General features: G+C 29.3%; 33 protein-coding genes and 1 pseudogene. 33 read left to right on the top strand and 1 reads right to left on the bottom strand.

Annotation, left to right across the window (positions count from 1 at the left end):
• The first annotated feature begins 65 nt into the window (after positions 1 to 65).
• The 28 genes and pseudogenes from BSV1_RS05420 (at position 66) to BSV1_RS05555 (ending at position 17692) form a co-directional block, all read left to right on the top strand.
• Entirely contained in the window at positions 66 to 1292 is a 1227-nt protein-coding gene (locus BSV1_RS05420; RefSeq protein WP_012672716.1) for an anti-CBASS protein Acb1 family protein, read from the top strand.
• Between the two features lie 16 nt (positions 1293 to 1308).
• Positions 1309 to 2013 carry a DUF1357 family protein gene (locus tag BSV1_RS05425; protein ID WP_012672958.1) on the top strand — a complete coding sequence of 235 codons (705 nt, stop codon included), beginning with the start codon at positions 1309 to 1311 and terminating at the stop codon, positions 2011 to 2013.
• A gap of 11 nt (positions 2014 to 2024) precedes the next feature.
• Entirely contained in the window at positions 2025 to 2582 is a 558-nt protein-coding gene (locus BSV1_RS05430) for a DUF228 domain-containing protein (protein WP_012672709.1), read from the top strand.
• 7 nt (positions 2583 to 2589) lie between these two features.
• The gene (locus BSV1_RS05435) at positions 2590 to 3381 is read left to right on the top strand and encodes a DUF228 domain-containing protein (protein ID WP_012672607.1); all 792 of its coding nucleotides are present in this window, start codon (positions 2590 to 2592) and stop codon (positions 3379 to 3381) included.
• A gap of 15 nt (positions 3382 to 3396) precedes the next feature.
• Positions 3397 to 3972 carry a DUF228 domain-containing protein gene (locus BSV1_RS05440; protein WP_012672954.1) on the top strand — a complete coding sequence of 192 codons (576 nt, stop codon included), beginning with the start codon at positions 3397 to 3399 and terminating at the stop codon, positions 3970 to 3972.
• Between the two features lie 21 nt (positions 3973 to 3993).
• Positions 3994 to 4950 (top strand): hypothetical protein, encoded by a 957-nt coding sequence (locus tag BSV1_RS05445; RefSeq protein WP_012672587.1) that lies wholly within the window; start codon positions 3994 to 3996, stop codon positions 4948 to 4950.
• A 19-nt stretch (positions 4951 to 4969) separates the two neighbouring features.
• Positions 4970 to 5425 (top strand): DUF3890 domain-containing protein, encoded by a 456-nt coding sequence (locus BSV1_RS05450; protein ID WP_012672708.1) that lies wholly within the window; start codon positions 4970 to 4972, stop codon positions 5423 to 5425.
• Entirely contained in the window at positions 5425 to 5808 is a 384-nt protein-coding gene (locus tag BSV1_RS05455; RefSeq protein WP_012672613.1) for a DUF1506 family protein, read from the top strand. Before BSV1_RS05450 ends, BSV1_RS05455 begins: the two co-directional genes overlap by 1 nt.
• Positions 5796 to 6182: a hypothetical protein gene (locus BSV1_RS05460; RefSeq protein ID WP_012672618.1), complete on the top strand. Its 387-nt coding sequence runs from the start codon at positions 5796 to 5798 to the stop codon at positions 6180 to 6182. The genes BSV1_RS05455 and BSV1_RS05460 overlap by 13 nt, the downstream gene beginning before the upstream one ends.
• Complete coding sequence (locus tag BSV1_RS05465; protein ID WP_008882855.1) at positions 6179 to 6748, top strand: DUF764 family protein; 570 nt, start codon at positions 6179 to 6181, stop codon at positions 6746 to 6748. The genes BSV1_RS05460 and BSV1_RS05465 overlap by 4 nt, the downstream gene beginning before the upstream one ends.
• A complete protein-coding gene (locus BSV1_RS05470) occupies positions 6729 to 7841 on the top strand; it encodes a DUF787 family protein (protein ID WP_012672611.1) in 1113 nt (370 codons plus the stop codon). The genes BSV1_RS05465 and BSV1_RS05470 overlap by 20 nt, the downstream gene beginning before the upstream one ends.
• A 13-nt stretch (positions 7842 to 7854) precedes the next feature.
• Positions 7855 to 8283, top strand: coding sequence for a DUF1463 family protein (locus tag BSV1_RS05475; protein WP_008882888.1), 429 nt, complete (start codon positions 7855 to 7857; stop codon positions 8281 to 8283).
• A gap of 15 nt (positions 8284 to 8298) precedes the next feature.
• Positions 8299 to 8744 (top strand): annotated as a pseudogene (locus tag BSV1_RS05480) (DUF1473 family protein).
• A complete protein-coding gene (locus BSV1_RS05485; protein ID WP_008882866.1) occupies positions 8741 to 8977 on the top strand; it encodes a DUF1322 family protein in 237 nt (78 codons plus the stop codon). The pseudogene BSV1_RS05480 and the gene BSV1_RS05485 overlap by 4 nt, the downstream one beginning before the upstream one ends.
• A gap of 7 nt (positions 8978 to 8984) precedes the next feature.
• Positions 8985 to 10271: a DUF759 family protein gene (locus BSV1_RS05490; RefSeq protein WP_008882900.1), complete on the top strand. Its 1287-nt coding sequence runs from the start codon at positions 8985 to 8987 to the stop codon at positions 10269 to 10271.
• Positions 10272 to 10295: 24 nt separating this feature from the next.
• Positions 10296 to 10919 carry a DUF792 family protein gene (locus BSV1_RS05495; RefSeq protein WP_008882877.1) on the top strand — a complete coding sequence of 208 codons (624 nt, stop codon included), beginning with the start codon at positions 10296 to 10298 and terminating at the stop codon, positions 10917 to 10919.
• A gap of 3 nt (positions 10920 to 10922) precedes the next feature.
• Complete coding sequence (locus tag BSV1_RS05500; protein ID WP_012672959.1) at positions 10923 to 11870, top strand: DUF693 family protein; 948 nt, start codon at positions 10923 to 10925, stop codon at positions 11868 to 11870.
• An 11-nt stretch (positions 11871 to 11881) separates the two neighbouring features.
• On the top strand, positions 11882 to 12427 hold the full coding sequence (locus BSV1_RS05505; protein ID WP_008882889.1) for a DUF777 family protein: 546 nt from the start codon (positions 11882 to 11884) through the stop codon (positions 12425 to 12427).
• A gap of 29 nt (positions 12428 to 12456) precedes the next feature.
• Complete coding sequence (locus BSV1_RS05510; protein WP_012672956.1) at positions 12457 to 12789, top strand: DUF2634 domain-containing protein; 333 nt, start codon at positions 12457 to 12459, stop codon at positions 12787 to 12789.
• Positions 12786 to 13664 carry a DUF276 domain-containing protein gene (locus BSV1_RS05515; protein WP_012672946.1) on the top strand — a complete coding sequence of 293 codons (879 nt, stop codon included), beginning with the start codon at positions 12786 to 12788 and terminating at the stop codon, positions 13662 to 13664. The genes BSV1_RS05510 and BSV1_RS05515 overlap by 4 nt, the downstream gene beginning before the upstream one ends.
• A gap of 5 nt (positions 13665 to 13669) precedes the next feature.
• Complete coding sequence (locus BSV1_RS05520) at positions 13670 to 14275, top strand: DUF735 family protein (protein ID WP_012672711.1); 606 nt, start codon at positions 13670 to 13672, stop codon at positions 14273 to 14275.
• 8 nt (positions 14276 to 14283) lie between these two features.
• Positions 14284 to 15099, top strand: coding sequence for a DUF685 domain-containing protein (locus tag BSV1_RS05525; RefSeq protein ID WP_008882903.1), 816 nt, complete (start codon positions 14284 to 14286; stop codon positions 15097 to 15099).
• A 69-nt stretch (positions 15100 to 15168) separates the two neighbouring features.
• Complete coding sequence (locus BSV1_RS05530; RefSeq protein ID WP_008882860.1) at positions 15169 to 15366, top strand: BlyA family holin; 198 nt, start codon at positions 15169 to 15171, stop codon at positions 15364 to 15366.
• A gap of 3 nt (positions 15367 to 15369) precedes the next feature.
• Positions 15370 to 15717, top strand: coding sequence for a BlyB family putative holin accessory protein (locus BSV1_RS05535; protein ID WP_012672955.1), 348 nt, complete (start codon positions 15370 to 15372; stop codon positions 15715 to 15717).
• Entirely contained in the window at positions 15707 to 16042 is a 336-nt protein-coding gene (locus tag BSV1_RS05540; protein WP_012672960.1) for a BlyB family putative holin accessory protein, read from the top strand. The genes BSV1_RS05535 and BSV1_RS05540 overlap by 11 nt, the downstream gene beginning before the upstream one ends.
• Positions 16035 to 16388: a BBA14 family lipoprotein gene (locus BSV1_RS05545; RefSeq protein ID WP_012672947.1), complete on the top strand. Its 354-nt coding sequence runs from the start codon at positions 16035 to 16037 to the stop codon at positions 16386 to 16388. Before BSV1_RS05540 ends, BSV1_RS05545 begins: the two co-directional genes overlap by 8 nt.
• A 104-nt stretch (positions 16389 to 16492) precedes the next feature.
• Entirely contained in the window at positions 16493 to 16960 is a 468-nt protein-coding gene (gene bdr, locus BSV1_RS05550) for a Bdr family repetitive protein (protein ID WP_012672950.1), read from the top strand.
• A gap of 105 nt (positions 16961 to 17065) precedes the next feature.
• Complete coding sequence (locus BSV1_RS05555) at positions 17066 to 17692, top strand: Mlp family lipoprotein (protein WP_012672951.1); 627 nt, start codon at positions 17066 to 17068, stop codon at positions 17690 to 17692.
• Positions 17693 to 17768: 76 nt separating this feature from the next.
• On the opposite strand, the gene BSV1_RS05560 is transcribed toward BSV1_RS05555, so the two are convergent.
• Positions 17769 to 18716 carry an ERF family protein gene (locus BSV1_RS05560; RefSeq protein ID WP_012672953.1) on the bottom strand — a complete coding sequence of 316 codons (948 nt, stop codon included), beginning with the start codon at positions 18714 to 18716 and terminating at the stop codon, positions 17769 to 17771.
• 387 nt (positions 18717 to 19103) lie between these two features.
• On the opposite strand from BSV1_RS05560, the gene BSV1_RS05565 reads away from it, so the two are divergent.
• From BSV1_RS05565 to bdr (BSV1_RS05585), 5 genes are read left to right on the top strand one after another with little or no spacing between them, the layout of a single operon-like run.
• Positions 19104 to 20204 (top strand): plasmid maintenance protein, encoded by a 1101-nt coding sequence (locus BSV1_RS05565; RefSeq protein WP_012672949.1) that lies wholly within the window; start codon positions 19104 to 19106, stop codon positions 20202 to 20204.
• A 9-nt stretch (positions 20205 to 20213) separates the two neighbouring features.
• Positions 20214 to 20780 carry a DUF226 domain-containing protein gene (locus BSV1_RS05570; protein ID WP_012672961.1) on the top strand — a complete coding sequence of 189 codons (567 nt, stop codon included), beginning with the start codon at positions 20214 to 20216 and terminating at the stop codon, positions 20778 to 20780.
• Complete coding sequence (locus BSV1_RS05575) at positions 20756 to 21505, top strand: ParA family protein (RefSeq protein ID WP_010883829.1); 750 nt, start codon at positions 20756 to 20758, stop codon at positions 21503 to 21505. Before BSV1_RS05570 ends, BSV1_RS05575 begins: the two co-directional genes overlap by 25 nt.
• A gap of 39 nt (positions 21506 to 21544) precedes the next feature.
• Complete coding sequence (locus BSV1_RS05580) at positions 21545 to 22066, top strand: chromosome replication/partitioning protein (RefSeq protein ID WP_012621303.1); 522 nt, start codon at positions 21545 to 21547, stop codon at positions 22064 to 22066.
• 11 nt (positions 22067 to 22077) lie between these two features.
• Positions 22078 to 22650 carry a Bdr family repetitive protein gene (gene bdr / locus BSV1_RS05585; protein ID WP_010883831.1) on the top strand — a complete coding sequence of 191 codons (573 nt, stop codon included), beginning with the start codon at positions 22078 to 22080 and terminating at the stop codon, positions 22648 to 22650.
• Positions 22651 to 22737: the final 87 nt, after the last annotated feature.

A 22737-nucleotide genomic window follows, 5' to 3' on the forward strand; every position in this document is an offset into this window, starting at 1 on the left:
ATTTTTTTGACAAAAATATTAGTTTTTGCTATTATATATGTAATTTAATAAAGAGAAGTAAAAATTTGTGTGATTTAAGAAAAGCAAAACTAATAGACAAGATAAGTTCATTAGAACTATACAGATACTCAATATTTTTTAGAAATTACATTGAAAATGTAGCAGAAGACTGCCTCAAGAATGGAATTGTTCTTGAGAGTATTAGCCACAATGTTAGTGAATTTGAACTTGCTAGGTTAAAGGTGCAGCTTAAGAATGCTTTATTTAATTGTATTATAAGTTACCGATTTCATGGAATTGGATATATTTTAGTAAAAACTAAAGATAAGCTATTAGATCTTGAGGAGCCTGTTAATATAGAGTTGCCTATTGGACTTGAATACCTTGATTATGAGTTTATAAGAGATTTAGGAATTGACTTTGATTATGTGACTTATAAAGTAAAAACCAATAATAGGGACAATTCTTTTGACACTATTAAAATACATAAAAGCCGACTCATAATATATGAAAACTTTGATTTTATCTTAAAAAGATATGTTCCATGTTATACGGAAAGTTTTTTGTTAGATATTTACCTATTTGAAAAAATATATGTTGAGATAGAAAGGCGTATTGAAAACCACAATTTTTTGTTTTATAAAGATGAATCTTTAGTTCAACTACAAGATGCACTCTCAAGTGCAACTACTTCTTTAAGCGCACTTACTAAGAGTAGAAATAATGATAAAGGAAATGGTATTTTATCTTCTTTTTTAAGAAAACAAAGTTCAAACAACCATAGTAAAGATATTTCTAATTTGCGCAGCCTTAATGACTCTTTAGCAAATGAACTTGCGAGGCTTAAAAGCAATCTTAATAATGAGGGAATGTTTTACACGGCTACTCCTAATGCTAGTTTGGAGGTTATTAAGTACGATCTTAGCTATTTAAAGGAGGCTTTAGCTTTAATTAAAGCAAAAATTGGTGCTGATACTAAAGAACCTTTAACTAGAAGTTTCAATGAGCAGGCTAAAGGGCTTGGAAATGATGGTAAAGGTGATAGAAGTAATTATTATGATTTTTTAAAAGGTGTACAAGAACAAGTTGAAAATTCTTGTAACTTAAAGCTTACTAAATATTTTGGGCTTGATATGAGGTTTAATTCACTAGTTATGTTAAGCGAAGATCAAAAGGTAGAGAGAGATATAAAGCTAATTGAGCTTTACAGTAAATATAACGAGCTTATACAAAACAGCTGTTTTAATAGCGAGGAGCTAGCGATTTTAAAAGAAAAATTATTCTCATTTTGAGAAAAGGAGCTAAAAAGTGATTGAAAATGAAGAAAAAGAAGAACAAAAAGCAATTGAGGTACAAGTCAAAGAAGAGTCTCAAATTAAGCCCGATACTAAGGTTATAAGTGCTGGGGAATTTGAGGAGTATATGCGGCTTAGGGAGCAAGCAGGTAATGTAAAACCTAAAGAGATAAAGCGGGATTTAAGTATAAATGAGAGAATAACAAAAGAACTTGCTGAGGTTGAAGAGAGAGAGCGTGTTGAAAAACAATTATTATTAGAGGCGGAGCGCATAAATGAAATTGATACACTTGCAAAATCTCATCTTAGCAGCCATTTCAATAAAGAAGTTTTACTTGCAAAAGGATACACTTTAAAAGACATTATGCAGGCTCAACGTAGAGAGCTTGTTCGCAAGTTTGTTCCAATTGAGCAAATTAAAGCTATTGCTAAAGCATCAGATATAAGTCATATCGATGGGGAGATACTAGAACAACTTGTTTCTTTGGCTAAAGTGAATATCAAATTAAGAAAAAATGCGAATAGTAGTTCTTCTTCTGTTGACTCTATCAAAGGCAATATTATTGTTAGATCAGAAGAGAGAGTAAGTTTGCTTGATTCTAATTTTGTTCCAATTAATTTTACGGAGTTTGTGCAAGCTATAAGCAATACTTATAGGCAAAGACGAACTCAATTTTATGAAAATCTAAAAAGACATAAAAGAACAAGTATTGCTTAAAGGAGTTTTTAATGGGTGATATCACAAAAATTAAACAAGAGTTTGATAAAAAAGTTGCTGAAATTAAAGCATTAATGAAAAATCCCCAAAAAGATACTGGTTTACTTAGTAATTCTAGCGAGTTTGGAGATAAAAATCTAATTTTTTCTAATTCTGATGGAGTTTGTACTAGCAGTAAAGATAAAATAGAAAATTACCCTGCTAAAGGCTATCCATATAAGCGTGGAGTCAAGCTTGGTTTTGGTGATGGTACAACAGAACTTGAAGTTGAAGCTGGTGGTGGAGACGACTTATACGGAGTGTGTACTGATATAGATGAGTTTAGTGGTATGGCAACTGTAATTCCCATTACAAACAACTTTACAGGGTATTTGACGTTTAAGAAAAATGGTGAAAATGGTGTAAAGCCGGGCGATAAGCTGCATTTTAATCAACATGGAGAGCTTGAAAAAACTACGGGGGGAGAAAAATCTGTTAATGCCGTAGCCCTTTCAAAAGTACATAAATTAACAGAAGAGTTATTTATAGTTCTTGTTAGTGTTTTTGGAAATAGAGCTTTAAAAGGGTAGTTAAATTATGGATTTAAAAGGTAAAGGGCAAGCTAAAGGTCCTAATTCTAATGATAATTTACAATTAGGTTTAGAAACAGAAGTTCCAGTCGCAGCTCCTAGAGCTAAGCGTCAAGCAAGACAAGTTGAAGAGGATGTAGAAGTGAAAGATCCTTATTTTGATTCTGTTGAGGAACTTGACGATATTCTTTTGAAATTCAAAAGATATTCAAAATCAATGAGCTCGATTGAAAATAAGGTTTTTGGTAATTCTGGCGGTTGTTTTAAATCAAAGAATGAGCGAGTTAATGCTTATTCCTTTGCATGTTCAAGTTTTACAGACAAAATAGAAGAATATTTTTACGATCCAAAAAATAGTTTTCCATACAAGCGTGGGGTCAAACTTGTTCCAAAAGAGAATTCTGTATATGTTGAGATTGGTGCTGATACTGATCTATATGGCATATGTGTTGATGTATGTGAGTTTAGTTGCATAGCATATGTTTTGCCAATTACCAATAACTTTGAAGGGTACCTTGTGACAAGAAACCCAAATATAAAAGCAGGAGAAATATTAGACATTAATGCTGATGGGGTTATTATCAAGGCTGGAGGTGGACGTCCAACTGTAATTAATGCGTATGCATTATCTGATTCATTTACAATCAATTTTGTATCTGAAGATAAGGATTCAAAGCGGGCTCAAGCTAGAGGGCCCAAAGAGAATTATTCCATCAATTTGATAAAAGTTACAGTTTTTGGAAACAGAGGACTTGAAAAAGAAGTGTTTGCTCATGCTGTTTCGGGCGTAGGGGGATAAAAAGGAGGTAATTGAATGGCAAATACAACACAATTAGTAAAAGATTATCAAGAAAATCGTAATAAACTAGAAAAGTTAATGAAAAATCCACAGCATTATGCTGGTTTGCTTAGCAATTCTTTAGAGTTTAGAGACAAAAACGTGCAATTTTTTGCTTCTGGAGGTACTAGAAGCAGTAAGTTTGACAAACTGGAAAATCATCCATTTTTGGGGTATCCGTACAAGCGCGGGGTCAAAAGAGTTATTCAAGAAGAAAAACCAAATGAAATTCATTATGAGCCTCATGTTGAGGCCGGTGGTGAAGAAGACTTATATGGAATATGTATTGATGTAGATGAATTTAGTAAAACAGCTACTATTGTTCCAATTACAAATAATTTTGAGGGATATTTAGTGGCAAAAGATTCTACGGTTAAAGTAAAAGACAAGCTTGTTTTTAATAAAGACGGAGCGCTTGAAAAGGTTAATGGAGCGCCTCCAAATAAGGCAACTATTAATGCAACAGCATTGTCTGATGCAAAGCAAATTAGCAATGATGTTTATTTGGTAAAAGTAGCAGTATTTGGAAATAAGGCCATAAGTAAAAATTAATTATATTTTGGAGGATTGAATATGGAATTATTTGATGAAAATTATTATGCAAAAGCTGTAGCCAATATTATAGGAGAAGTTAAAGATCCTATAATGTATAAATGGTTTTTACCCGATCAAATTGAAGATGTTGATCTTCAAATGGGTTATCAAAGAACTGTAAAGTGGGACGCATTTTTAAATGCTAATCCTACAACTATTGCCAATGAGGTTAATACTATCTCAACTATTGGGTTTAGTTCTGAAGTGGTTAGACTTAATTATCTAAAATTACAGTACAAGTTTAGGCACTTAAAGCAGACATCTGAAAAATTTTACACTTCAGACTCATATATTGGAGATATTAATAATAATCTACTTCCTTTCGCTCAAGCTTATAAACTTGCAAGCAGTGAAATTATTAAACTTATTAATCATTTTGTATTAACGGGGACTGTTTCAATTCAAAAAGATGGAAAAAATCAAAAACGTCTACTTCCTAATATGTATGGACTACTTAATATGCCCGAACAGATAAAAGAAGAAGTTAACAATACTGATAAGGACAAGATGGACAAAATATTTGAAAAAATTGAGGCTGGACTTTCAAAGCTAGAGTTAGGAGATGAATTTTCTACACCTATGATGGTAATAGTTGATCCTGCGACTTCATTGAAATTGGTAAAACCATATTCACCAGCAGCACCAGCAATAAGTTGTGAAAAATGGGAGGATGTTTTGATTCAAACTATTAAGGCTATTAATAATAGAGAAGATGTTTATATTGAAACTTCAAACTTATTAAAACATCAAATACTTATTTACCCATTAAATCCGGAACTCATTAAATTTAAACCTAGTAAGTATATGTTGCCTACACCTAATGAACAAGTTGATAAAGACTCAACTGATATTGCTCATTCATACATTGATTTTGTTTTAGGCGGACTACTTGCTACTAAAAAAACTATTTTACAAGTACACATTAAACAATCTTAAGCAAATAAGGTAAGTTAAAATGAGTGAACAAAAAGACTTGCAAACACAAGTTCAAAATGGAGAAGAACTTTTATTAACAAGACTTCATTCTGAAGTACTGTTACTATTGGGAATAGACAAATTTGCACTAAGTAGGCAAAATTTTCTACTTCATTTATCACTGCTTCAAGCTATTCTAGTAACACGTGGTATTGATGCTAGTTCACTTACATATGAACAAATATTTTTGCTTACCTTCTACCACATGGGTTGTCAATTAAGAAAACAAGGAGTTGTTCGCGAGTTTGAATTTGAAAGGATTAAAAAAGAGAAGTTCAATGAGCTTGAAATTGACTATTATCCTAACAGTAGTGGGGGCGAAGAAACCGATGGGGGAAGTTGTGGATCCAATAAGAACTTTTGCTCACAACTTGATGCGTTTTTAGAAAAGCTAAAAAGAGAGACGTCAACGCCGTCTTGTGTGGGGGTTGTCTAGTGAGTGGTATTAGAAAAAGACTAGCAGATATGTCTGTGCATATGATCAACGTTTTTAAGGACCCCGAACCTTTAAGGTTTTATAAGGGCAATGTTGTAAAACTTGATGATGACGACTCTTATCAACGAATATTTAATAAAAATGAGTACACTGAATTTATAGGGATTATTATTGACATAAAACCACAAGAACTTTCAATGCTTTACGACTCTAATATATCCGATATTCAAGGATATTCTAAACTTTACACATATCAAGACCTTAACTATGAACTAAAAGACCGAATATCAATTGCAGATTCAGCTTACTTTGAAATATTTAGCATTGACTCTTCAATCGGATACTTTACTTTAATTTTAAAGGAATTTATATGGACAAACTAGAATTCACAATTGAATTAGAAATTGGCTGGTTTGGGGGTCGTTCTAATATTGCTAGGATGCATGAAAAAGGGAGTAGTAATTTACCGATAAGAAAACATTTAACCAAAATTGCTGGTAGTACTGAATTTAGAGAATATATCAATAATAGTTATATAAATTCTAAGTTTAATCTTGATCCTAAATTAGGAATGCATGCTATTGGAAAAGCTTTTATTAAATACTATGAGAATTATGTGCTATCGGGTCAAGTTGTGCCGGGCTTAAAGGATAGTACAATTAAAAGCAAATTAAAAAAAGGTAGCGGTACTGCATCAACCCCACTTGTTGATACATCCAAAATGCTATCAGAACTCACTTATAAGGTGCTTAAATGATTGTAACTTTAGATTCAATTTTAAATCATTTAATCCAAATATTTAGGGGGTTTAAGGCCTATGCAATTGCAAATAATTTTAAATGCGATATCATAAATACTTACAATCATCCCTATCTTTCAAAAATTACAACTGCTAGCCCTAATATAATAGCATTGAAGTTTGATGGTACTCAGCATTTATTTGATCATAACTGCAAAACTGGTGCATTTTATGAAAATACTTTGGAATTTAGTGTGAATTTCCAAATATATATTATTTCAATAGTGTTAAATGCTAAAGATTTTGATGCCAATTCTCGGATGCTAATACTTTATGATATGCTTAGCGAGTTTCTACATAATAGAGCCCATAAGTATACTTTAGAAAATCAATCCCAACCCGAATATATCAATAAAATTAACTTTTACATTTACCCAATATCTAATATGCAAACAATTGGACTAATTAATTTAGGTACAAAATATAGCAACCATGCATACAGTGCCTCTATAGCATTCAATGCTAGTGTAAAAGCAATCGAAATTTTAAAGGAGGAATACGAAATTGCCGCAAGATACAATTAGTGTAAGTTTAATTGACTCTAGAATTCAAGCAAGCAAGCCCAATTATTATAATCCACTTTTGGTCTATAAAACGGCCAAAATCAAAGTTAATAAAGATAATACTAACTTTAAAATATTGAATTTAACCGTTAATAACTATGAACAACAAATTGAAAATTTAGAAAAAGATAATGGAAATGGAGACGATCAGTTTGGAAAAGAAAAAACACTGCTAAAAACCGCAATGTCGGATTTTTTCAATTCAAGCGAAGAGTCGTTAAAGGTTGCTGTTCTTTTCATTTATAAGGATAAGCCTGAAGAGTTAAAAAAATATCTTAAAATACATAGACACTCCTTTGTTGTGCTTATTAATACTGAGGGGAATAATTCAGAAGATGGGCTTAAGGTTTATAAAGATGACTATGCTAAGTTTAAAATGCCCTCAACTTTTTTTGTATTCTCAACTAAAGAACAAGAAATAAAAGAACCTTTTAATGATAAGGGGAATACTGAAAAAGCAAGAAATATTGTTGTTTACAGCAACAATAAGGATAATTTACACCTCAAATTTGTAAGTGGATATTTATATCAAGCAAGTATTTTCCATTCTGTAAATCCTTATGGTATGCCACTTTCTGCTTTACCACTTGTTGACGATACTGTAATTGGAAAGTTAAGAACTGTAAATATCAACTTTTATTCACTTCTTAATGAAACTGGTCTTGATGGTATGCCTGCTTTTAAAGAGGGTGTTGATCTTGCTGGAAATCCAATAGACACGCTTTTTACTTATCATTATATAAAAAACGAGGCAATTGTTGAGCTTATTAGAATTTGGAATAAAAACAATAGACAAAACAGTAAATTATCTGAACTTCAACTTAATGGAGCTAGAGATAATGCTTATACTTCAGCGATAGAATGCCTGCTTAAAAGATTCATCGATAGAGGACTGATTATAGAGTATAAAAACTTAAAACTTGTTCTATCAGCGTCTTCGCAGCTTAAATTAGAACTTAGTGTGAATATTACTTATAACTTTAGTATTAATGCTGTTGCTTTAGTAATTACTACTCAAGATATAGTTGATTATCAAAACAGTTTAAGCGTATAAGGAGTTAAAAATTATGCAATTTTATGATTTAAGAGAAGTTTATTTCTCAATAGGCGGTAGACAACTGCACAGTGGTAAGTTAGAGCTTACAAGCGAGCCTACAACACGAGCGGTGGTTAGTGCTGAAGATAGGGGGCTACCCGTAATAAGCTTAAGAGATCCTAAAACTATAACTTATATTTTTAATATTGAAGTCACTCTAGGTAGTCATGACTATATTTTACTAACCGAAATTTCAGATGATCAATTTTATAACATGGATGTTAGCAAATATGAAAAAATGCTTGATTTAGTATTTAATGATAGAATTGCTACTAAAATTATTACTAACTATGCAATTTTTACTGAAGAGCCCTCAAGAAGTTATTCAGCAGAGGCTGAAAAAGTTACTTTTGAAATTAGGGCTATTAATTGCCAAAAAACACACCCAAACAAAAACTAAAAGGAAATTCTTATTATGATAATGCGATATAAAATGAAAATTTTAACTAAAAACAAAACCTATGAATACCCACTAAAAGTATTACCAGTCTATGAATGGGATAGAGTACTAGGATTTAATCAAAGTGACGCTGTTTTTAAACTTAATGAAGTGAAATATCTAAAAGAAATTACAAACTTAATGATAAGTCCAAAATTTTTAGACGAGTTCTATGTAATTCTAGATGCAAATAGAGAATTTATTTCTTACTATAAAGACTATCTTGTTGCTATTATTTACACCGCGCAATTCAATACTTTTCATATAGATAATGATCTAAAAAACCCGCTTTAGTATATTTGAGTGAATATGAAAATAACGTTGGTGATTTTGTTACTTTTGACTATATCGATGATAATTTTGACTATGAAAAAATAACCGTCTCACTTACATCAAATTCTAATGAATTGGTTGCTAAATGAGCAAAAGAAATAAGGAGATTGATAAAACTATTGCAAATCTTAATGAGACTAGAAAAAAGTATTTTAACTTGCTTGACGAGATAAAAAACGATAAATACTATTTTCCAGTAATTATGAATATTTGCTCATACAACACGGTTAAAAAATTGCCTTATGACGAGCTTTTAGAGGTCAATCGAATTGCTGATCTTAAATTAGAAAAAGAATTGTATGAATTAATTTTAAGCAAATGAGGGCTTAATGAGCGACAAATTCACCATTAAATTTAAAGGCATTCTTGATCATGCAGCAACAAAAAAGGCTATCGAACAAGATATTACCAAAATGGAAAAATATCTTAAACCTAAAAAATCTAGTTTAGGTAGTACTAAAGATATTGTAAAAAATAATTTGTCGGATAAGAAAAAAGAATTAAGCAGACAATCTAAGTTTGAAAACTTACGAGAACGTGTTGAGAAATATAGGCTAACACAAACTAAAAAGCTGATGAAACAAGGCATGGGTTTTGAAAAAGCTAGAAAAGAGGCTTTTAAAAGATCCTTAATGTCGGATAGAGATAAAAGGCGCCTTGGGTATAAAGAACTTGTAAAAGAATCAAAAGCAAAAAGTAAAATGCTAGCGGCCTCTCAAGGAAAAAGACTTGTTGCCAAAATTGCTATAGGTAGCGCCCTAGGAAATATCATTAGCAACGCTATAAGTAAAATTGGGGGCGGAATTTTAGGATTTGCCAAAAAAGCGGTTGAAGAAACATCTAAAACTAATAAAAAGAAACTTCTCAATAGTGCATTTTATACAGGAAAAGAACGAGATATGCTGATTAAGGGAACTGAAAAGGAGAAGGGAATTTTTAGCGGATTGAAAGGATTTGAGCGCAACTTAGAAAAAGAAGAGTTTTTAAATCAAGCAAGTGTTTTTAAAGGGACTCTAAGAGACTTGGGGAAGTTAAATTTTCATAATTTGAAAAAATCAATGGAGTTTGCAGCCGTGCTTAAATCCAGCGGTGCTATGAGCAGTGAGGATGCTGTAAAAGCCGTTAATAGTCTTCTTAGTGGAGATGGAAGTGAACTTTATGATATATTAAAAAATACATGGGGCGAGGAAATTGCCAATAAATATACAGAAGATGCTAAAAAAGCTTGGCAAAGTGGAGCTGAAGTAGATCTAGAATCCAGAATTAGTAAGATGCTTGAAATGTTAGGCGATTATAAAAGCTACGGTCTTACAAAAAAAGCGGATACAAAAGAAGAGATTGATAGCAATTTAGCCTCAGCTGAACAAACTCTTTCAAACTTGACAACTAATGTTTTAGAGCCGATACTTGATTTAGTTAAAAAAATCACTGAGTACTTAAAAGGTTTTACTTTTCAAACACATGTTATTGAGCCTTTTTTTAAAGGTCTGAAGAGTCTTTTTGCCAATATTCCTGTGATTAAAAATTTTTTTAAGGATCCCGAAACTATCCCTAATCCACCTAACTCAGGCCCAAAACGTAAAGAAAATGAAGATAATAATAACAATACTCCATAAATTTTGGTGAAAAGGTAATTACTTATGGCTATTAACAGTGAAAAAATTATTAAAAATGAAACTATTAATAATGAAAAGAAAATGTCTCAGGAAGAGATTTTCCAAATAATAAAAGATGTCACAACTCAAATATTTGCTCTTTTTGGAGCAGATAACTTTTTAGTACTATTTCCAAGACCAGATTTTAGAGGTTTTGGCTATGTGCCACAATTATTTTTTATAAAACCCAAAACCCAGCTAATATCGCGGACCTACAATACTACTTGCTCTAAAAGACCGGTTATCAACTATTATGATAGAAAAGCGGAATACGTAAGCTACAACCCCGTAATGACGGGAGAACATATCTCATTAAACGGAGGAGTATTAACATCTCTATATAAAGAAATGCTTTCCCCACTCAAAATGACTGTTTTTGGAAATTCTCTGCTGCGCTTTGACGTGCATCTTGTAAAAGAACAACTAGCTAATAGACTACAAGCCCAAGTTCCTTTTACTATCTACAGTCCAACTTTTGGCCTTAAAGAATTAGCTATAATTACAAGTCTTACATTTACAGATACTCCCTTTATTGATGAGGTTGAAGTTAGCCTATCAATAGAAGTAGTAAAAACATTTTCATTTGCATTGGGAAAATATAAAGGATAATCAATGTTACTAAGTTATGATTTTAAAATTGAATTTTACAATGTAGATAAATCAAAAAAATCAATTGATGGAATTCCTTTTCCAGAAGAAACTCCTAAAATTATAATAAATACACAAGATGGAATTCATGTTGATATTTCTATATCCAACGTGTATTCAAATATTCTTATTATAAGTTCCAAACAAGCTAAAATTGTACTTTGGAACTTACCTCTAGACTTCACCGACCGCATTAAATTTGGAGATATAGTAAAGATATATTATAAGAAATTTGCTCATGAAAAAAATTTTGATTTCATAATGGCGGGAACTTTAGGGCCCCCAATGAGCACTGATTATCCCGGTGGAGATTTTAGTGTAGAGCTTGATGTTCGTTTATTAACTAAAAGCAACTTCTTCAATCGCAAATTAGAGGGCGAAAAGGGAAAAAGCTTTAAAGGAAAGACGGTGCAAGAAGCAATAGAATCTGTATTTCCTAATCGCAATATCATTCGTATGGATGAAAAAGATAAACTTAAAGTGATTGACAAAAATATTTATGCCTCAACACCAAAAGAGTTTATTGATAAAATAAAAGGAGTATATGTTCATAGCGTAATAGCTGATATTGGTACCGGGTTAAAGGGGATTGAATGCAATATTATATTTACCAATTATAAAAAGGCGGGGGGAAATGCACACTATAAGGCACTAGAAGATTATGGGCTTGAATTTATTCCACAACAAGAAATTACTTTAGGCACCACACTTAAAATAAATCTTATATTTTGGAACGCCAAAACATTTTACACACATAAGCTAAATGTCGGCGATAAAGTTTCATTTATTGATGGACTAGGAAAAATGATAAAAACCACCATAAAAGAAACAAGTGCCATACTTAGCAATGTAGGAGAGTGTTCATTGATACTTAAATTATATGACGATTCTAATAGTATAAGTATTAGATAAAGGAACTTAAAATGAGTCAAGACTATGAAATTTATAGAATGCAACAGCGTCTTTATGGCCATGCATTAACACAAGAAGACATAAAAAATTGGATTTATTCAAATATTTTCATAACTCGAATTGGCACTATAAAAGAATTTAAAAAACAAACACAAGAGGCTGTTGTTACAATACCCGAATTTGAAGATCTAGAAATTCAAACAAGAAATATATCCAATATCAATTTTGAACTATCAAAAGGTGATACCGTTTTACTACTTCAATCAAACATTAATATTTTTGATAAAAATGACAATATTCATTTTGACAAGCACCATTTTTACATACTTAGTGTAATTGGCCCAAAAACTTTAAATTTAATTTCTGATACTGTTAAGATCAAAACAAATAGTACCATTGAAATAGCTAACCAAACAACTAGCTTAAAAAAAATTCTAGATAATATCGTAAATGCTATTAACGGCATAACTATCATAGGAGACTCAACTATTAACTATGCAAGCCTAAGAGCTGTAACTTCTAGAATTACCTCCGATATCAACAGTTTGTTTAACTAATTTTTGCTAAATATGATATAATTACTAGTATGGATTTAAGAATTGGCAATAATTTTGAATTGGTATTTAATAATGATGTATCGCTTGTTGATGGAATTGATGAGCAAAAACAAAGGTTATTCATATTCTTAAAAACCTTAAAGGGTAGTCTAAGTTATGCCCCTAATTGGGGACTGGACTACTTCTTGCTTTTGAAATTTTTAAAAATTAATAATCTTCAAGCTGTAAAAAACTATTTTCATGAAATATCTAAAGAACTTAACTTAGATTTAAGTAATATTTCAACTACTATAAAAGACCGCAAAGTACATATATCATTTTTTTTCTCAGGCGACGTTTTGAATATGGAGTTTGATTTATGAGCATAGTTTTTGATTCTGATTTTGGCATTCTAAAACGTACAATTAAGGATATAGTAAAATCTAAAAGAGAATATTTGCGCGCAAATTATGCAATTAATATAGATGATAATAACAGTTCAATTTATAACATTATTGCATCTTCTTTAGCATTAATTGAAGAAGAAATAATTAATGAACTTAATCTGTTTTTTTCTAAAATGCGACCGGGCGGTACTTATTGGACCACTATTGAAGAACACATTTCTTCTAAAAGCACAACTTACAGCGCAGTTAAATCCGCTTTACTTAATCTTGATGGGGTTGAGTACACTAATATTAAAAGTTCAGCTGGAAAAGCCAATATATATCTAATTCTAAAAGAAGATTTATTAGACACTAGTAAAACTAATATTAGTAATTCTGAATTTAAGGCAAAACTTTGGGAGACATTATATCTAACAACTCCTAGTGGCACTTTGCTTGAAGGAAATATAGAAATTGATGGATTTAACTCAACTGGACAACGTAAATCCTATAAAATATCACTAGGAAAAAGAAAATATGTTTATATGAAAGTAAAGTACAAACTTGACCTTAAAAACTATCTCTACTTAAACATAGACTCTCAAATTAGAAACATATATTCTAGGATTATTTCAAATAACTATTCTGATATGGGAATTAGTTTTGAATATCAAGACTTTTTTGCTCCCGTTAATGAAGTAAAAGGTATTAGGTCTATAGAAATTAAAACTTGTGTTAAAGATACAGACACAAACAGTATTTCAAGCATTACTGAAAGCGATTTTAAAAAAAATGAAGACATTACCATTGATGATGATACGCTCCTGCTTTTCAATATAGCGGATCGATTGCTTATTGACATTGATAGTTGATAAATATGGAAATACCTAATTTTTTTAAAGGCACTGAAATTCATAAGTTTATACTTACAGAAACTGAATATGCACAAAAACTGCTTAATGAGCTTAAGTCCCTCAATTCTAACTTTATTTCCATTGATGTAAAAGAAAATATAAAATCAAGATATATTGCTATATGGCTATCTCAAGTCTTATCCATTTTTTATGCACAAACTCAAACTTTACAAAGTATTACAAACAATATCAATAGCGTTATTTTTGCTTTACGGCATATTGGTACTGATGAGTCATTTAGACTGATTTTTAAAGCGTTTTTGAACGTGGATATTTTAGTTACCACACCTCAAGCGGGTGTTATTGATATCTCTTTAAAAGGAGTAATAAAAACAAACTTTACTACATTTATTTCCCCTAGCACCGCAAAAGGCAAAAGGCCTAAAAAGATACTAATTAGAGAAAAGAAAGCTGGGTATACTACATCTAAAAAGGCTTTGGTATTCAATTCACTTCCTAAGGGATATGACCATTCAATTTATGCTTTTATCAAAAGGATTATTCCCATAGGTAGAGTACTAAAAATCAATGATAAAGATAGCAAAAATATTATCACTTTTAACAATTAGGAGGCTTAATGTCTGAAGAAGAGAAAGAAAAATTACTAATTGATGAGGAAGAAACAGTTCAAATTAAAGACTTAAATAGAGTTAAGGATGTAAAAAATACTGATCTTTTGCTGCTTGATGATGGAGTGGCAAACAGCAACGCTATTACTTATGAAAACTTTTTAAAAACCACTAAAGATAAGACATTTAAAGGAGAAGGACTAAGCTATTTTAAAGAGATAATTAAATCTACAATTGCCGAAGAGCTTGCAGCTGATACAAGTTTTGTAGAAAAAATTTACAATAAAATAATAAACAAGCTAATTAATAATGACCCAAATAATATTTCTAACCTTTTTAGTAAAATTAAATCACGCCTTACAAATAGCATATCATCAGCTACTCTATCTAAATATGATAATCTTTTAATAATGCCTAATTCAAGCACTATTCAAAAAACACCCGTTCCCAAACAACTACTCGGAGTACCGGCAGATTATGAGTACAGTGGTACAACCTATGGCAATACGCTTTATCCATATGAATACAAAAATAAATCAATATATATTGATTTAGAGTACGGTGGTGATATAACTCTTATTTTTTATAAAAATAATGATGATGACCCCATTTACCTTGATATTCAGATTCACGCAGAACACCATGCGCATCTTATTCCGAAAATGATATATCTAAGGTATTCCGATGAATCTAAAAAAACCATACTATATGAACACACGGGGGTTAATGGATCATCTACCATATTTCCTTTGCTCCAAGGATGGTATGTCCAAAAAAGAAGAAACAGATCAGGGGGCGCAGTCCCCAATCTTTTAAAACTGTGAACTTTTTTAGCAAAAATTATAATTTTGGTATATAATATAAATATAAAAATTAAAATCGAGGATTAAAAAATGGATACTATTAAAATAACAGAACTTCTAATTAATTTAAACGAAATAAAACTTATAGCCGTAATGATTTTTGTAACAGTACTAGTTCTAGGAGGGTTGATTCTTCTAAAACCACTACTAAAAGACATATTATCTATAGTAATAGGTAAGATTTTTAGAAATGGAAATGGCAATAATCATATTAAAAAAAGAGATTAATTCGTGAAATTATCTAAAGACAATCTTGAGATTGGACTTACATCCATATCAACCCTTATTGACGTATTCTCTAAATTTGAAGATGAATTTGACGAAATTGCACATAAAGGATTTTTTTTGGTTTATGAATTGTATTCTCATTATAAATTAATCTATAAAGCAAATATGGAAAGACTTGAGAATACATTAACTCCAACAATAGCTGAAACACTAGCTCCAGTGAATGACAAAATCAATCAATGTATCGATCTAGTTAATTCTGATGAGAAAAGTCTAAAAATATCTAATCAGCTCAAATTCAACCAGGAAGGAAAACCTATCTATCAAGAAGGAATAAATAATGCAAAATAACACTATTAGTTTAGGCCTTAATTTACTATCCAACTTAACCAACATAGCTAAAGCTAATACAAACATAGATCATAATTACATCAATACTTTTGGTAGAGTAATAGATTTTTTCTACAAAACATATATTGAGACACTAAAATCCATAGAAACAGCTGAATCAATGAAAATATTTGAAGAAATACAAGACATTTTAAAATACAATATTGAAATAATAGAGGCTACTTCGAGTGACAAAAATAAAAGAATTATCTCCTCAATTAAAGCAAAACGTAACAAAATCATGAAAGAATATATCAATACTCTTAAAAGAGGTGAAAATGCTTAAACGAGCAAACTACCTACTATTTACTTTGCTATTATGCTGTACTACTATTGCTAGCCTACCAGAAGAACCAAAACCTCCAATTATTCAAACACTAAAATCTTTAACCAAATATGAAGCACAACTTTCAGAGTATGTTATGTACCTAGTAACATTTTTAGCTAAAACAAAAGTTAAAGTTAATGATCCAAATTATCCAGAATATACTTATCCAGACTTATCAACACTAAAAGACGAACACTCCATAACTGCGGTAAAATATAATATCAACATACTTTTAGAGTATATTAAAAAAACACAACCCATAGCAAAAAAAGTCTATAATCAATATTCAAAGTTAAAAATGTGAATTACAAAAAGGTTTTTCTTGCAAGAAATTCTATTTTACATATAAAAATCTCTAAAGCCAATTAATCTAAAATAGTGTATAATATGACTATAAGGGAAAATTTTATGGAAACAGTGTCAACAAATATTGCAAGTGTAACTCAAGAACAAATATATAAAGAATTTATTAGACTGGGCATGGAACAACTAATAGCACAAGATTTATCTAAAAGATATTATCACAATGAGCTAACATATAGAGATTTAGAAAATTTAGAAAAACAATTTGATATAAAATTTGATAATCTTGTTTCTAAAATAGATAATGCCAAAAGTGAACTTAATACCAAGATAGATAATGTAGAGAAGAATTTACAAAAGGATATATCTAATTTAGACATCAAGATTGATGCCGTAGAGAAGAATTTAAATGCCAAAATAGATACTGTAGAAAAGAATTTAAACACTAAAATAGACAATGTTGAAAAGAATTTAATGTCTCTTTCAGAAATGCTTAAATGGGTATTGGGAATCATGGGAGCAATGTCTATCACAATGATAGCAGGGCTAATATTTGCTTTCATTTCTAAATAGCTACTACCTCACTTAAAGAATATCAATTCAAATAATAATTGTTTATCCAATATTTAGTATTAATAATTGATTAAGTGAATATTAATAATAAAAAAAGGAGTAACAATGAAAATCATCAACATATTATTTTGTATATTTTTGCTACTACTAAATAGCTGTAATTCTAATGATAATGACACTTTAAAAAACAATGCCCAACAAATAAAAAGCAGGAAAAATCGTGATTTAAGCCAAAAAGAGCTGCCACCACAAGAAAAAATTACTTTAACATCCGACGAAGAAAAAATGTTTACTTCATTAGTAACTGCGTTTAAATACACAGTTGAAAAATTATCAGAGAATACAAATGGGTGCAATAATGGGGATAATGGAAAATGTAATAACTTCTTTGATTGGCTTTCTTCTACAGATACTCAAAAACAAAAAGAATTGGCTCAGGCCTTTACCACAGCTTATAACTTCTTAGAATCTAAAAGACAATCAAAAGCAAGTGGTGAAGACTTTGACACTTATATTAAAGGCGCCATTGACTGTAAAAAAAACAATCAACAACTTAATAATAAATATGGGGATGGGAATGAAAACGAAATAGAGCAATATTTTAGAGGTGTCGCTGGAAGTATATTCACTGATAAAAATGACAAGGATGAGATTTATAAGTGCCTTAAAGATGAACTTTTAAACGATACTACTAAGCATTATGAGGGTCTTACAACCAATTGGAAAAACTAAAAACATTTCTCAATCAAAAATAAAAACCTTAATTATTATACCTATAGCAGCCCCCAAATAGGGGGCTTTTATATTGCTATACTGCAAATATATAATTAAATTGTCTTTCTTTTTTCAACATGCAAAAGAATTTTAATACTTTTGTTTTATAAACGTCTCGATTATCAGACATAAATACTTTAAGCTTATTTAGATCATCAAATCTATTAGTTTTATTGAAATATTTTTTTAGAATATTTACCCAATATTCTATACTCTTAAGCTCAGCATTCTTTTCAAAAAGATCTTCTAAAGCATCATCATTATCAGTACATAATGCCCGAATAAGAGCATTTATATTATTTTTTTCTTCACCTTCATTTACCCAATTTTTTATATTAAACAGTGCGTCTCTAAAAATTTCATAGCAATAAGCCTTGCCAGATTTTAAGTTTTTATTAAAGCTGTTTAGTTGATTTTTTTCTTGATTTATGTCCTTTTTTTGTTCTTGTTTTTGATTAACACTAACTTGCTTGTTAGACATAGAATCTTCGTTTTCGTGATTATTGTAAATAGGTGCTGCATCAGTATCAAATTCACTTTTTATGTCAAGATACGCAACTAAAGCATACCTTTTAAAATAAGTAATAGCTGCACCAACAAGTTGTGGCATTGTATTCAAATTTTTAGACCCATTTTCACCGTTCCATTGTAATTTATCTGTATGAATTAATGTATCAAGCGACTCTTTGTATCCAGTACTTTTACTGTAAAATGTAGTCCTAACAACAGGAACTTCACCATTTTTACCATACACAAAAGTTGGAAATTGCCAAAAACCAAGCTTTAAATTGTGATTTTTTATAACATTTTGAATTACTTCTACTATGACATTGAAATCTTGATACTTATATCCGTATCCTTTAAGACTTTTGTCAATACGTGGCAAGTTCATTCTTAAAGTATCCATATCATTTAAAAAGGCAATTTCTGCTTGAATATTATTTTGTATTTCTTGATTATTATTGTTTGAAAGATTTTCCATCTTTTTCCTCCTACTAATGTTATAAAAATAACTATATAGCAAAAACTATTTTTGTCAGGCTTTTTACAAAAATTTTTACAAAAAAGAAGTGGGACTTAACCAAACTCTTTTCTTAAAGAATCTCGTTAAGTCCCCACTATATTATTATTTTTTGCAAATTACATTAGTAGGTAGTTAATACTGAAAAATGTTCAAATAACTACGCTGTTTGTAGTGTAGCCCAATTTTTAATTAAAATCAATCAATCTTTTTACTAAGTTATAAAAAGTATATTAATTTAACAAAATTAATAATTAAAATTTAATATTTTTTTAGAAAAGTATTTACTTTTAAATCAAAATTTTGCATTATAATAATTAATTATTAATAACATTAGTAGGAGAAAATATGAAAGGTTTTCTAAATACCACAAAAAGTCCAACTTGTCATAACAAACACCAACACAAATTAATATCTCTAGCTTCAACACTAGATTTTCTAAACAAAAAAGATAAAAAATACACACAACAAAACATACTCTACTGCTTTAACGAAAATCTAAAAAGAAATGGTCTAGCTCCCACTACTTTAAGAACAATGCAAAATTATCTTTACAAACTAGAAAAAGTATTAAAAGTTACAAATAACTACTATCAACATATGGGTGTAAATTGTGGGACTGAAATTTATTATAAACTAAAGTATCCTAAAAAAGAATGTTACCAGAAAATCAACATGTACTTTGAAGAGCGAAAAAACTCTAGATTTAAATCTAGAGTTAATAACCATTTTAAAGACGATATTTCTAAAAATGGTAGTGTAAATTCAGTGGAGTGTTTAAGTAATAAAAATAATATAAAAGAAGAAAGAAAGATTAAAGAAATAGAAAAATATCAAGTAATAAAGTATTTCAATAAAAGCAACTTGTTATGTAAAGAAATTCTTCCGTTTTTATTAACATTAAATGTTGATAAAGATACTATGATTAAAATAATCAAAAACATAAAAAGAGTTGAAAATAAATTGCTAAAAAACACAAATTTAAATAAATCTTGCTTTAAAGAAAAGCAAGAGAAACTAAAAAGAATTTTAAATAACACTCAGAAAGAATTCAAACAAAATGGATATAACCCCGAACAATTAAAGATAAATTTACAAAAAGTATACGAAAGTTACAAATTTAAGCCCCATTTTATTATTGAAAATCATAAATATAGCGATTTAAACAATATAAAGCGTAAATTAGAAAAGTCGATTGAAAGAAAAAAAGAAAATTCTCAAAAAGATTATGAGAACTTAAAAACAAACATTTTCAATATCCTTATTGAACAACTAAAAAAAGAAACAAATATTGAAATTCTAAAGCCAATTATCAAAAAATATTTGAATAACCAAAAGAAAATAGAATACAATAAAGTATTTGGTATATATCATCTTGAATTATTAGAAATAATAAAAAATGAAAAAAATTCTTTAACCACAGAAGAATTTAGCATAAAGGCCGTATGAGGATTTAACATGGAAAATGCACTAGAACCTATTGAAACTGTAAAAAAAGGTAAATGTAAAGTTGAATGCCAAAATAAAGAACGCTTTATTTTGATTGAAAAAGAAAATAGTAAAGCAATGTACCATACAAAAATAATGATGGATATTTATAAATTTGGAGTTTATGAGAAAAAACACGAATTTAGATTATCATTGAGGGCCTTATTTAATGGGGAAAGAATTGTTGAAGAAACTCATTTGTACCCAATTAAAGAAGGAGATAAGTTTATTGGTATTTTTTATGGCTACAGAAAACCAATAAAAAAGCCATTAATAAAGTATCAAATAAACGGGGCTAGAAAAGCATATGCATTGGCAAGGGCATATTATATGGAATTTAGATTTAAAGCAGGAAGTGTCTTTTGCTATTTTAAGGGGCTATATCGATTATTAGATAAAAAAAGAACAAATAATCATTACAACAAAGTTTTATTTAGTATGTTTACGGATTTAGAACAACAAGTATATAAATTTTATGGGAAGAAATACCCGGAACAAGGACCGTTAATCAAATGGATAATAAAAAACCTAAAATAATAACAATAGCGTCAATTAAGGGCGGTGTTGGCAAAAGCACAAGTGCAATTATATTTACAACTCTATTGTCTCAAGATTGGAAAGTGCTTTTAATTGATATGGATACACAGGCATCAGTAACTAGTTATTTTTACAAAAAAATAATAGAAGATAATTTTAATTTATTGGAAAAAAATATATATGAAGTTTTGAAGGGGAATGTATTAATTGATAATTCAGTTATTAATATTAGTAATAATTTAGACTTGATACCTAGTTATATAAGTTTACACAAATTTAATAAAGAGGCTATAACATTTAAGGAAATTAAACTTCAAAAACAGCTATTAAATTTACAATCCAATTATGATTACATAATAATTGATACAAATCCCAGCCTAGATTATACGCTAACCAATGCTTTAGTATGTAGTGATTATATAATAGTTCCAATAACAGCAGAGAAATGGGCTGTTGAAAGTTTAGAACTTTTAAAGTTCTCAATTAGTGATTTAGCCATTGATATTCCAATTTTTTTAATAATAACTAGATTTAAAAAAAATAATACCCATAAGGCACTATTTAGTTCGCTTAAAGATAATAAGAATTTTTTGGGGTTAATTTATGAAAGAGAAGATTTAAATAAAAAGATAGCAAAAAATGATCTATTTAATTTAAATAGAGATTATATGCTAGAGTACAAAAATATATTAAGTAAATTTATAACAATAATCATGTCCAGGTAACTGGACATGATTGCCATTTTAAATGAAAGGAGTCCATATATGGAGATAATATTGAACAAAAGAAACCTAGAAGTGCTAAATGAAGCCGAAGAACATTACAAGAAGTTAAAGCAAAGATTAAAATCTAGTTTTCAACAAGAAATTTATTATAAGATGGAAGTTATTAAGATATTAAAAGAAATAAAAGATAACGAATATTATAAATTAGATGGATACAGAACATTTGAAGATTTTATCAAAGATTATCATTTAGCAAGGAGTCAAGCATATGACTATTTAAAAATAGCAAATGCAATTAAAGACGGCATTTTAGAAGAAGCTTATGTAATAGAAAATGGTGTTACAAAAACTCTTGAGTTCTTAAGAAAATCGCCAAATGTTTTGAAAAAATCTAAACAAAATCCAATAAAACCCTTAAGATTTCAACTTAAGAGTCAAGAAAGTTACGACTTTTATAAAAGTAATGCTAAATTTACTGGATATCTTTTAGACAAATTATTTAATAATGAAAAGGAAATGATTAAAAAAATTATGAAGGAATATAAACAACTGAAAGGATAGTAAGAAGTTTTATGACTAATTTAGCGTACAGAACATATAACATAGAAAGTATAAAAAATGAATTTTTAAACATAGGGTTTAGTGAGGAGGCAATAGATTTTGTTTTTCTTCATAATGATAATTTTAATTTTGAATTTTTAAAAGAGAAAATAATCGATTTAGAAAAGAATTTGAGAAAAGATATATCTAATTTAGATATAAAAATAGATACTGTAGAAAAAAGTTTAAATCTAAAAATAGATACTATAGAAAAAAGTTTAAATCTAAAAATAGATTTTGTAGAAAAGAGTTTAAATGCCAAAATAGATAGTTTAGATACCAAGATAAATAATGTAGAAAAAACTTTACAAAAAGATATATCCAGTTTAGATACTAAAATAGATAGTGTAAAAAACGAACTTAATTCTAAAATAGATAGTATAGAAAAAACCTTGCAAAAGGATATATCTAGTCTAGATAATAAAATAGATGTTTTAAAGAATGAACTTAATGCAAGCAATAGAACAATACAAGTAATTCTAATAATGGGAATAACACTTGCTCCAATTATCTATTCTATATTTAATAAGTATTTCTTTAATTGAGAATGATTAAAATTTTTTAAAATATTAAGGGAGTATATAGCGTATTTTTTAAATAGAATACTATAATCTTGATTTAAATTCTTTAAA

It is taken from the genome of [Borrelia] finlandensis (assembly GCF_000181875.2).
GTDB classification, from domain to species: Bacteria; Spirochaetota; Spirochaetia; order Borreliales; family Borreliaceae; genus Borreliella; species Borreliella finlandensis.